Source organism: Nocardia sp. NPDC056611 (genome assembly GCF_042792755.1).
Classification (GTDB): Bacteria; Actinomycetota; Actinomycetes; order Mycobacteriales; family Mycobacteriaceae; genus Nocardia.
The window spans coordinates 46,500-57,868 of sequence record NZ_JBHTVV010000007.1 but is presented as its reverse complement, the minus strand read 5'-3'; the positions used below and the strand labels follow the sequence as shown (position 1 = coordinate 57,868).

Annotated in this window: 8 protein-coding genes; 5 read left to right on the top strand and 3 right to left on the bottom strand. The window is 71.3% G+C overall.

Features of this window, described 5'->3' with window-relative positions:
• The first annotated feature begins 35 nt into the window (after positions 1 to 35).
• The gene (locus tag ACFRAQ_RS30625; RefSeq protein WP_379105818.1) at positions 36 to 1,370 is read left to right on the top strand and encodes a salicylate synthase; all 1,335 of its coding nucleotides are present in this window, start codon (positions 36 to 38) and stop codon (positions 1,368 to 1,370) included.
• A 23-nt stretch (positions 1,371 to 1,393) separates the two neighbouring features.
• Here ACFRAQ_RS30625 and ACFRAQ_RS30620 read toward each other — a convergent pair whose 3' ends face one another.
• Both ACFRAQ_RS30620 and ACFRAQ_RS30615 read right to left on the bottom strand, forming a co-directional pair.
• On the bottom strand, positions 1,394 to 2,263 hold the full coding sequence (locus ACFRAQ_RS30620) for an oxidoreductase (RefSeq protein WP_379105816.1): 870 nt from the start codon (positions 2,261 to 2,263) through the stop codon (positions 1,394 to 1,396).
• 26 nt (positions 2,264 to 2,289) lie between these two features.
• Positions 2,290 to 3,915, bottom strand: coding sequence for a (2,3-dihydroxybenzoyl)adenylate synthase (locus tag ACFRAQ_RS30615; protein WP_379105814.1), 1,626 nt, complete (start codon positions 3,913 to 3,915; stop codon positions 2,290 to 2,292).
• 108 nt (positions 3,916 to 4,023) lie between these two features.
• Between ACFRAQ_RS30615 and ACFRAQ_RS30610 the strand changes: the two genes are divergently transcribed.
• From ACFRAQ_RS30610 to ACFRAQ_RS30595, 4 genes are all read left to right on the top strand, one after another.
• On the top strand, positions 4,024 to 7,686 hold the full coding sequence (locus ACFRAQ_RS30610) for an amino acid adenylation domain-containing protein (protein ID WP_379105812.1): 3,663 nt from the start codon (positions 4,024 to 4,026) through the stop codon (positions 7,684 to 7,686).
• Between the two features lie 286 nt (positions 7,687 to 7,972).
• Entirely contained in the window at positions 7,973 to 8,854 is an 882-nt protein-coding gene (locus ACFRAQ_RS30605; protein ID WP_379105809.1) for an oxidoreductase, read from the top strand.
• Between the two features lie 42 nt (positions 8,855 to 8,896).
• Positions 8,897 to 9,259: a PH domain-containing protein gene (locus ACFRAQ_RS30600; RefSeq protein ID WP_357089527.1), complete on the top strand. Its 363-nt coding sequence runs from the start codon at positions 8,897 to 8,899 to the stop codon at positions 9,257 to 9,259.
• 247 nt (positions 9,260 to 9,506) lie between these two features.
• A complete protein-coding gene (locus tag ACFRAQ_RS30595; protein ID WP_379105806.1) occupies positions 9,507 to 10,601 on the top strand; it encodes a 3-deoxy-7-phosphoheptulonate synthase in 1,095 nt (364 codons plus the stop codon).
• Positions 10,602 to 10,735: 134 nt separating this feature from the next.
• Here the strand turns inward: ACFRAQ_RS30595 and ACFRAQ_RS30590 are convergent, their stop codons facing one another.
• Positions 10,736 to 11,317 (bottom strand): GNAT family N-acetyltransferase, encoded by a 582-nt coding sequence (locus tag ACFRAQ_RS30590; RefSeq protein ID WP_379105804.1) that lies wholly within the window; start codon positions 11,315 to 11,317, stop codon positions 10,736 to 10,738.
• Positions 11,318 to 11,369: the final 52 nt, after the last annotated feature.

The following is an 11,369-nucleotide window of genomic DNA, read 5'->3' as shown; positions in this document are numbered from 1 at the left end:
CTTCTGAGTTAGGTAAGCATAACCTTGGAGGTCTGGTGTCGGTCGCTGACGAACGGGTACGGCCCGAGGGGGAGCAGCGGTGGGGAGAGTACGTCACCGATCCGGTCGCGGCCGTCACCGCGCTGGCGGCGGCGGATCGCTTCGGTGAGTACGTGGTCTACGAACGGCCCGGCGAATGGGTTTTCGCCGCCGACCCGCTGGGCGGCGTCGAGCTGGACGCGGGCGAACTGCGGGTGAGCTGGGACGGACAGACCACGGTGGGACCGTGGTCGGGCAATCCGGCGCAGGCCCTCGACCGCGCGCTGGCCGGGCTGCCCCTGGAGGGCCGCAACGCCTTCGGCTGGATCGGCTTCGAGTTCTGCGCCTGGTCGCTGGGCGCGACCGAGCACGTGCACCCGCGGGCCACCCTGGCGCACTTGATGATTCCGCGCATCGAGGTCCGCATCGACGCCGCCGGCGTGCGGGTGTCGGGCGCGACTCCCGCCGAGACCGGCGACATCCACGAGCTGATCGCCGCCGCCCAGGACACCGCGCTGCCCGTCGCGTACCCCGTGGACGTCACCCCGGACCCGACCGGCTATCAGGACCGGGTCGCCGCGGGCGTGGCCGAGATCCGGGACGGCAAGTACCAGAAGGTGATTCTGTCCCGGAAGGTCGATCTGCCCTTCGCGGTCAACATCCCCGCCACCTACCGCCTGGGCCGCGCGAACAACACCCCGGCGCGCTCGTTCCTGCTGCGCCTGGGCGGCCTGGAGGCCGCGGGCTTCAGCCCGGAACTGGTGGCGGCCGTGGATCGCGACCGGGTGGTCACCACCGAGCCGCTGGCCGGGACCCGCGCCTTCGGCCGCGGCGACGACGTCGACCTGGCCGCCCGCGCCGACCTGGTGCGCGACCCGAAGGAGATCGTCGAGCACGCCATCTCGGTGCAGACCTCGTTCGCCGAGATCGCCGCGGTCGCCGAGCCGGACACCACCGCGGTCTCCGATTTCATGGCGGTCCGTGAGCGCGGCAGCGTGCAGCACCTGGCCTCCACCGTGCGTGGGCGGCTGGCCGCCGACCGCAGCCCGTGGGACGCGCTGGAGATGTTGTTCCCGTCCGTCACCGCCTCCGGCATCCCCAAGGCCGAGGGCGTGGACGCGGTGTTCCGCCTCGACCACGATCCGCGCGGCCTGTATTCCGGTGCGGTGGTGACGGTTTCCCCCGACGGCGCGCTGGAGGCGACGCTGGTGCTGCGCGCGGTCTACCAGTCCGGTGCGGGCGCGTGGCTGCGCGCCGGCGCGGGCGTGGTCGGGCAGTCGCGGCCGGAGCGGGAGTTCGAGGAGACCTGCGAGAAGCTGGGCAGCGTCGCGCCGTACGTGGTGCGGGCCTGATCCCCGCACCGGAGATCTGAGGGTCAGATCGGGAATTCGACATCCGTCAACCGCTCGGACAGCTCCCAGAGCTGCCGGGCGGTTTTCTCGTCGTGGGAGGCGGCGTTGGAGCTGACCCGGGTCGGGTGGCCGCGCCAGTTGAACCGGTCCGGCCCGTAGTAGGCGCCGGGTTCGATGTCGGCGGTGGCCGCGTACAGGGTTGGCAGCGCGCCCATGTCGGCGCTCTGCGCGATCAGCCGGTTGCCGAGGCCGACCAGCTGTTCGAGCACGTTCTGGGTCTCGGAGCTGATCTCGGTGGCGGCGTACCCGGGGTGCGCGGCGACCGCCAGCTTGGCCGATCCGGTGACCGTGAGCCGCCGCTGGAGTTCGTAGGTGAACAGCAGCACGGCGAGTTTGGACTGCGCGTACGCGCCGAACCGGGAGTAGGCGCGCCGCTCCCAGTGCAGGTCCTCCAGGTCGATGCGCCCGATCAGGTGGGTGAGGCTGGAGGTGTTGACCACGCGCTCCGAGATCCGGTCCAGCAGTAGGCCGGTCAGCGCGAAATGGCCGAGATAGTTGGTGCCGATCTGCAATTCGAAGCCGTCGGCGGTGGCCCGCTGGGGGACCGCCATCACGCCCGCGTTGTTGATGAGGACGTCGGCCCGGTCGATGGCGTCGGCGAAGGCGCGCACGGAGGCCAGGTCGGCCAGATCGAGGGCGCGGATGTGCACGTCCCCGGGCATGGTGGCGGCCACCGCCCGCGCCTTGATCTCGTTGCGGCAGGCCATGATCACGCGCGCCCCGGCGGCGGCCAGGGCGCGCGCGGTGGCCTCGCCCAGGCCGCTGGTCGCTCCGGTGACGATGACGATCCGGCCACTCTGGTCAGGAATATCCGATTCGTTCCACCCACCCATAGGTGAACTCTATGATGGATCGGCACTCACCGCGCGGCAAGGGCCTTCTTGTCGACTTTCCCGACCGCCGTCACCGGCAGGGAATCGGTCTGCCGCAACACATCCGGGAGTTTGTAGGTGGCCAGGCCGCGCTCGGTGAGGAAGGTCTTGACGGCCGCCAGCGACGGCAGCTCGCCCTCGGTCACCAGGAACACGCCGACCTTCTCGCCCAGGACCGCGTCGGGCAGGCCCACGGCGGCCGCGTGCCGGACGCCGGGATAGGCGAGCAGGTGCTCCTCGAGTTCGTCGCAGGAGATGTTCTCGCCGCCGCGGTTGATCACGTCCTTGATGCGGCCGGACACGATCAGGTGGCCGCTGAGCAGGCGGCGCACCAGGTCGCCGCTGCGGTAGAAGCCGTCGGGGGTGAAGGCGCGGGCGTTGTGTTCGGGGGCGCGGTAGTAGCCGCGCAGCGTGTAGGGGCCGCGGGTGAGCAGTTCGCCCTCCTCGCCGTCGGCGACGTCGTGGCCGTGCTCGTCCACCACCCGCACCTCGTCGGCGGGGGCGAGCGGGCGGCCCTGGGTGGTGCACACCAGGTCGTCGGAATCCTCGGCGCGGGTGTAGTTGAGCAGGCCCTCGGCCATGCCGAACACCTGCTGCAGGCGGCAGTCCAGGGCGGGGGTGACCTCGCGGGCGTTCACCTCGGCCAGTTTCGCGCCGCCGACCTGGAGCAGCCGCAGTGAGGACAGGTCCGCGTCCTCCCATTCCACTGCCGCGCACCACAATTGGGCCAGCGGCGGCACCACGGCCGTCACGGTCACCCGGTGCCGTTCGATGGCGGCGAAGGCGCTCTCCGGGCTGGGTTCGGCGACGAACGCCATGGCCCCGCCGGTGGCCACGGTGCCGAGCACGCCGGGGCAGGCGAGCGGGAAGTTGTGGGCGACGGGCAGGGTCGCGAGGTACACGTCGTCGGGGCCGAGTTCGCAGACCGCGGCGCTGGCGGTGGCGTTGTAGACGTAGTCGTCGTGGGTGCGGGCGATCAGCTTGGGCAGTCCGGTGGTGCCACCGGACACCAGCATGAGCGCGATGTCGGAGGCGTCCACCTCGGGCAGCGAATCACCGTCGGCGGGAATCGAATCCAGGTCGGTGAACGGCCCCGGGTCGCCCAGGATCAGGATGTGGCGCAGGTCCGGGAGTTGTGGGCGGACCTCGGCGGCCAGGGCGCGGTAGTCGAAGTCGCCGAGCCGGTCGGCCGCGATGTAGGCGACCGCGCCGGAAAGCCGGGCCAGATGCTCGATTTCGGCACGGCGGTGCGCGGGCAGGGTGAGCACCGGGATGATCCCGGCGCGCAGCAGGCCGAACAGCAGCGGCAGGAACGCGGGGGTGTTGGGCAGCTGGACCACCACGCGGTCACCGGATCGGATGCCGAGCTTCAGGAGGCCGTGCGCCATCCGGTCCGCGGCGCGGTCGAGGTCGGCGTAGGTCGCCGGGGCGCGGCCGGGTTCGTCGCTCAGCAGCGCGGGCCGCGTGGGCCACTGCCGGCCGGCGTCGCGCAGGAGCTCCCCGAGCGGGCGGCCTGCCCAGTAGCCCTCGCGCCGGTACCGCTCGGCGAGGTCGGCGGGGAAGGCGACGAATCCGTCGCGGTGGCCCGCGGCGGCGGGTGCGGTCGTTGTCACGGCTCTGACCTCTTGCTGGTAAGGGTGTCCTTGCATAGGTTAGGCAACCCTATCTCAATGGGTTACGCTTCTGCCCATCGATCCCGTCGAACAAGGAGTACCAGCGGAATGGAGTCACCCCAGGGGCCGTCGGCGAACATCGCCCGGGACGAGATCCGCGCTGCCATCGCCGGACACCTCGGTCTCGACGCGGCCGATATCGCCGACCACGACGACCTCATCCAGCTCGGCCTCGACTCCATCCGCACCATGAAACTCGCGGGCGCCTGGCGCAAGCGCGGCCTGGCCGTGAACTTCGCCCAGCTCGCCGCCGAGCCCACGGTCGCCGCCTGGCACGGCCTGCTGAGCGGCGAGGAGAGCGCTGCGGAGGCCGATCACGAGGCCGCGCAGTCTGTTTCGGGTCCGGAGCCGAGCAGCGAGCTCGCCGCGGTCGGTGTCGCGGCGGCCGATCACCTCGAAACCGACGCCGGCGCCCCGTTCGCGCTCGCGCCCATGCAGCACGCGTACTGGATCGGGCGGTCCGACAGTCAGCAACTCGGCGCCGTCGCCGCCCACCTCTACGTCGAATTCGACGGGGCCGGTGTCGACCCCGCCCGCCTCGGCGCCGCGGTCGAGGCGCTGGTGCGGCGGCATCCGATGCTGCGCACCCGGTTCCGGCCCGACGGCACCCAGCAGACCCTGGAGCGCCCGGGCCGGGACGTCTGGAGCGTCACCGACCTGCGTGACGCCGCGCCGGAGGCGGTGGAGCGGGCGCTGGAGGAGCTGCGGGACCGCCGGACCCACCAGCTGATGGCCGTCGAGGACGGTCAGGTCGTCGATATCGCGCTGACCCGGCTGCCGGAGGGCCGCACCCGGCTGCACCTGGACGTGGACATGCTCGCGGCCGACGCCATGAGCTACCGCATCCTGGTCGCGGACCTGGCGCGCCTGTATCACGGTGAGCAGCTGCCGCCGCAGGACTACACCTTCCGCGAGTACCTGGCCGAACACGCCGGTCCCGCACCGGAACACGCCGCCGACCGCGCGTGGTGGCAGGCCCGTCTGCCTGAGCTGCCGGGCGCGCCGGAACTGCCGCGGGCTTCCGAGGCCGTGGTGGCGGAGCCGGGGGAGCGGGCGGCGCGGACCGTGCGGTTGCACCGCTGGCTGTCGCCGGAGGCCAAGGGCCGCGTGTTCGCCGCGGCGCACGCCCGCGGCATCACCCCGGCCATGGCCTTGGCCTCGGTGTTCGCCGAGAGCATCGGCGGCTGGTCGGCGCAGCGCCGGTTCCTGCTGAATCTGCCGCTGTTCCATCGGGAACCGGTGCACCCGCAGGTGGACGGCGTGGTCGGCGACTTCACCTCCTCGGTATTGCTGGAGGTGGACGTCACCGAGCCGGCTACCGTCACCGAGCGCGCCCGGGCGCTACAGCGCGAATTGCACGCCGCCGGAGCGCATTCCGGCTACACCGGCCTCGAGGTGCTGCGCGATCTGGGCCGCCTGCGCGCCGAACCGGTGCTGGCCCCGATCGTCTACACCAGTGCCATCAACCTGGGCGAGCTGTTCGCCGACCAGGTCACCGACACCTTCGGCGACCCGGTGTGGATCATCTCGCAGGGTCCGCAGGTACTGCTCGACGCGCAGGTCACCGAAGTTCGCGGCGGTTTGCTGCTGAACTGGGACGTCCGCTCGGACGCCTTCCCGCCGGCCATGGTCGAGACCATGTTCACCCGCTACATCGACGCCGTCCTGCGCCTCGCGGGCAGTGACGAGCCCGGGCCGGACTCCGATGCCGACGCCGCCCACACCACCGCCGGTTTCGGTGGCGCGGGATGGGACGCCGAGGCCGCGGTGCGAATTCCCGTGGAGCAGGCGGTGGTTCGCGCCCAGGTCAACGCCACCGACGGCCCGGTCAGCGGTCGCGCGCTGCACAGTGGCCTGTTCGACAACGCCGCCGCGAACCCGGACGCTCCGGCCATCGTCTGGGAGTCCGACCGCGTCGATCCGGCGGGGGCGGCGGACGGCCGTGAATCCGGCTCCGTCGCGAACGTTCTCACGTATCGCGAGCTGGCCGCGCAGGCGCTCGCGGTGGCGGGTGCGCTGCGGGCGGTGGGTGTCCGGCCGGGCGACGCGGTCGCCGTGCAGTTGCCGAAGGGCGCGGATCAGATCCTGGCTACCGTCGGCGTACTGGCCGCGGGAGCCGTGTACGTGCCGATCGGTTTCGACCAGCCCGACCGGCGGCGCGCCGAGATCCTGCGGACCGGCGCGGTCGTCGCGGCGGTGACGACCGGCGGCGAGGTGCCCGGGCTGCCGACCGTGGCATTGCGCGCGGCGCGGGAGTACCCGGAGCCGTTGGCGCAGGCCGTGATCCCGGATCCGGAGGCCATCGCCTACGTGCTGTTCACCTCCGGCTCCACGGGGCGGCCGAAGGGTGTGGAGGTGCCGCACCGGGCGGCCATGAACACCATCGACGACCTGAACGAACGCTTCGGGATCGGTGTGGATGATCGCGCGCTGGCCCTCTCGGCGCTCGAATTCGACCTGTCCGTCTATGACATCTTCGGTCTGCTGAGCGCCGGCGGCGCGGTGATCGCGCTGGATGAGGGACAGCGCGCGGAGCCGGGCCGCTGGGTGGAACTCATCCGCCGCCACCGGGTGTCGGTGCTGAACTGCGTCCCCAGCCTGCTGGACATGACGCTGGAGGCCGCGGCCGGGAAACCTGTGGACAGTGTGCGCATGGTGATCCTGGGCGGCGACTGGGTGGACGTGGCGCTGCCGGGCCGCCTCGCCGCGGTGGCTCCCGGCTGCCGGTTCGCCGGACTGGGCGGGGCCACCGAGACGGCCATCCACTCGACGATCCGCGAGGTCGTGAATGCCGAGGTGCCGCCGGAGTGGTCGGCCGTCCCGTACGGCACCCCGCTGCGCAATGTGCGTTGCCGGGTGGTCGGCCCGTCCGGTCAGGACTGCCCGGACTGGGTGACGGGTGAACTGTGGATCGGCGGCGAGGGGGTGGCCGCCGGGTACCGCGGGGACCCGGAGCGCACCGCCGACCGGTTCGTCACCCACGACGGCCTGAACTGGTACCGCACCGGCGATCTGGCTCGCTACCTGCCCGACGGCTGCCTGGAATTCCTGGGCCGCGCCGACCATCAGGTCAAGATCCGCGGCTACCGGGTGGAGCTCGGCGAGGTGGAGAGCGTGCTGCGCGGCCTGCCGGGCGTGCGGCACGCCATCGCCGCCGTGGTGGGCGCGGCCGCGCCGAAGCTGGCCGCCGTCCTGGTGGCCGACGACGGCGTCGCCCTGGACGTCCCGGTGCTGCTGGAGGCGGCCGCGAATCTGTTGCCCGCCTACATGATTCCGGATCGGGTGGAGACGCTCGCCGAGCTGCCGTTCACCTCGAACGGCAAACCGGACCGCAAGGCCATCGCCAGGCTGCTGGCCGCGGGCGAGCGGGCGGGTGAATTCGTCGCGCCCCGAACCGATGTCGAGCGTGCCGTGGCCGACATCATCGCGTCGGTGCTGGGCCGCGAGTCCGTCGGCGTGACCGACGACTTCTTCGCCCTGGGCGGCGATTCGGTGCTGGCCACCGCGGTCATCGCCCGCGTGCGGGACTGGCTGGACTCCCCGGACACGGTGGTCGCCGACTTCTTCGCGGCCCGCACGGTCGAGGGGCTGACCGCCCGGCTGCTGGAGCGGGAACGCCGGGCCGGCGCCACCGGCCGGCTCGACGGCGTGGCCCGCCTCTACCTGGAGGTGGCCGCCATGTCCGACGACGAGGTGCTCGCCCTCTCCTGAAAAAGCGTGATCCCCGCGCCCTTGTCGCAGGGTGCGGGGATCGGCGGCGGGTGTCTCGGTGCGTGGGCGGCAGCATTCCGGATCAGGACCAGAATGCCCGGCAAACCCGCGGGTATGAGGGTGTCCACGGTCGCGGACGCTACCGCTCACGCAGGTCACAGGGGATGAACAGGACACGGACGCGCCGCGCTCGGCACCCGCTCGGGATGGTCGGCAAATCACGCGTCCGGGAACCGTTCACGCCGACATCGGACGTGGGCGCCTCCGCGCCCCTAGACTCGATCCCGTGAGCGGCTGGGACATCTCCGACATCCCCGATCAAGCGGGCCGGACCTTCATCGTCACCGGGGCCAACAGCGGGCTGGGCGCGGCCACCGCGCGAGCGCTCGCCGGCGCGGGCGCGAAGGTGATCATGGCGTGCCGCAATGAGGTGAAGGCGAGAGCGGTGGCCGATCGGATCGGCCCGAACGCCCAGGTGCGCCGCCTGGACCTGGCCGACCTGTCCTCGGTGCACGAGTTCGCCGACTCGGTCGACGGCGCGGACGTGCTGATCAACAACGCGGGCGTGATGGCGGTGCCGCTCAAGCGCACCGCCGAGGGCTTCGAAATGCAGATCGGCACAAACCACCTCGGCCATTTCGCGCTGACCGGGCTGCTGCTGGACAAGATTCGCGACCGGGTGGTCACGCTGTCCTCGGGCATGCACGCCATCGGCCGCATCGACCTCGAGGACCTGGACTGGGAGCGGCGCAGCTATCAGCGCTGGGCCGCCTACGGGCAGTCCAAGCTCGCGAATCTGATGTTCGCGCGGGAACTGCAGCGCCGCCTGACCGCCGCCGGATCGGCGAAGCTGTCGGTGGCCGCGCATCCCGGCTATGCCGCCACCGACCTGCAGGGGCACACCGAGTCGATCTACGACACCCTGATGTCGATCGGCAACAGGCTGTTCGCGCAGAGCGCCGAGATGGGCGCGCTGCCAACGCTGTTCGCCGCCACCGCCGAGGTCGAGCCGGGCGGCTTCTACGGGCCCACCGGGCTGCGCGGCATGCGCGGCTACCCCGGGCCCAGCCCGTCCAGCGCCGCCTCCAAGGACGAGGTGACCGCGCGGCGGCTGTGGGAGCTGTCCGAGCAGCTGACCAAGGTCAGCTATCCGTTCGTGCGCCGCTGAACCGAAGTCCGGGAGCATCGCTGAGCCGAAAGGCGGGGGTTGGTGAGCATTCCATTCGATCGACGGGATCAACTCGACAAGATCCAGCAGGGGTTGATGCAGGGCGAGCAGATCCTCGCCGTGTACGACGCCATCGGTGTGGGCACCGGATTCCTGGGGCTCACCGACCGGCGCGTCATCATCCAGGACAACTCGTTCGTGGGTAAGAAGATCGCGATCACGTCCATCCCCTACGCGCGGATCTCGAGCGTGAGCATCCTGACCAACAAGTCGTTCGCGGGCCAGTTCTTCTCGTCGGGGCACATCGCCATCAGCACCGGGCACCACACCTACGAGGTGGAGTTCCGCGGCGACGACAAGACGCGGCACGTGCACGACGTGATCCTGCACTACATCCTGCACTGACCCGGAAATCCCATCAGGTGGGATGTCCGTCCCAGTGGCCGTGGCGTACGCCACACGCACGAAAAGGGATCTCTGGTACAGTGCCTGGCATGCAGCGTCAGTATTTCTGGTTTAGCCAGCCGGCCCCGGGTGGGTCGAGCGGCGTGACCTCGCGCTGACATCCTCCACCCCGAGCCGGACGAAATCAGACCGGCTCCAAGGGGTTTCGCAATTCTCCGTGGGTCGGCCTGGGACAAGGAAAACCCCCATGACCACCACCGCCGATCTCGACCGGCATGCCGATCTCGATGACCAGCGCACCCTCAGCGTCAGCCCGCTGAGCTCACCGCGCGAGGTCCGTGCCGCCCACCCGATCGACGACACCCTCGCCGACACCGTGCGCGCCGGCCGCAAGGCCACCGTCGACGTGCTCAACGGCTCCGACGACCGCCTCATGGTGATCGTCGGCCCGTGTTCGGTGCACGATCCCGAAGCCGCCATGGACTACGCCCGTCGCCTGGCCGCCAAGGCCGCCGAACTGGACGACCGCCTGCACGTGGTGATGCGCGTCTACTTCGAGAAGCCGCGCACCACGCTGGGCTGGAAGGGCCTGATCAACGACCCGCACCTGGACGGCAGCTTCGACATCAACACCGGCCTGGACCTGGGCCGCCGCCTGCTGGTCGACATCACCGCGCTCGGACTGCCGGTGGCGTGCGAGTTCCTGGACCCGATCACCCCGCAGTACATCGCCGACCTGGTCGCCTACGGCGCGATCGGCGCCCGCACCGCGGCCAGCCAGGTGCACCGGCAGCTGTCCTCGGCGCTGTCCATGCCGGTCGGCATCAAGAACGGCACCGACGGCGACGTGCAGGTCGCGGTGGACGGCGTGCGTGCCGCGGCCGCCTCCCACGTGTTCCCCGGCACCGACCTGGACGGGCGTTCCGCGCTCATCCGCACCGCCGGCAACCCGGACTGCCACGTCATCCTGCGCGGCGGCTCCAACGGCCCCAACTTCGACGCCGCCTCCTGCTCGGAAGCCCTGCTGCGCCTGGAGAAGTCGTCGCTACCCCAGCGTCTTGTGGTGGACGCCTCGCACGGCAACTCCAACAAGGACCACAACAAGCAGGTCGACGTGGTCACCGATCTGGCCGAGCGCATCGCGGGCGGCGAGGACACCGTGGTCGGCCTGATGATGGAGTCCTTCATCGTCGCCGGTCGCCAGGACCTCACCCTCGGCCAGCCGGAGGACCTCACCTACGGCCAGTCCATCACCGACGCCTGCATCGACTGGGACACCACGGTCGCCCAGCTGGAGCGCCTCGCCGACGCGGTCGCCCAGCGCCGCGCGGCCCGCGCGTAGGTTCCCGATCCGATAGACCCGCACCCGGGCGCGGCAAGCTCGCCTCGCGCCGAACGCATCCGGCGTGCACACTGAGTTCGGCGCACACCCAGTCCGGCGGGTGTGCGCCGAACGCTTTTCCGGGTATCGCCGGGTCAGAGGTCCGCGGGCCAGTGCGGGCTCGGGGTGTCCGGATCGGTGCGCAGCCGCCCCGCCACCCAGATGTCGCGGCGGACACCGCGTTGCATGCCGCCACCGCGGATCAGGCCCTCGTAGTGCATGCCGATGCGGCGGGCCACGGCCGCGGACGGATGGTTTCCGGTGAAGGCCCGCCATTCCAGGCGCTCGAAGCCCAGCGACTCGGGATCCAGTCCGGCGGCCGCGACCAGGCGGGCCGACCGGGTCATCACACCCGCGCCGCGGGCGGTGGGGGTGAGCCAGAAGCCGATCTCGGCGGTCTCGTCGTCGCGGCGGGGGTAGAGCGGGCTCAGGCCGATCATGCCGACCACCGGACCGTCGGCCGCCCCGCGCACCGCCCAGGTGGGGCTGCGGGCGGCCCACCCGGGGCCGACGATGTCGTAGATGAACTTCTCCGCGTCGGCGCGATGGTAGGGGACCGGCATGGTGGTCCACGCGCCGATCGAGGGCTCCTGGCACAGAGCGGTGATGGCGTCGATGTCGGAGACGGCGGGCGGCGACAACCAGACCGTGCCGTCGGAGAGGAATTCCGCGTCCATGGGGTCATGCTGTCACGGAATCGGGCGGGCGCCACCGGTAATTCGCGGTGCC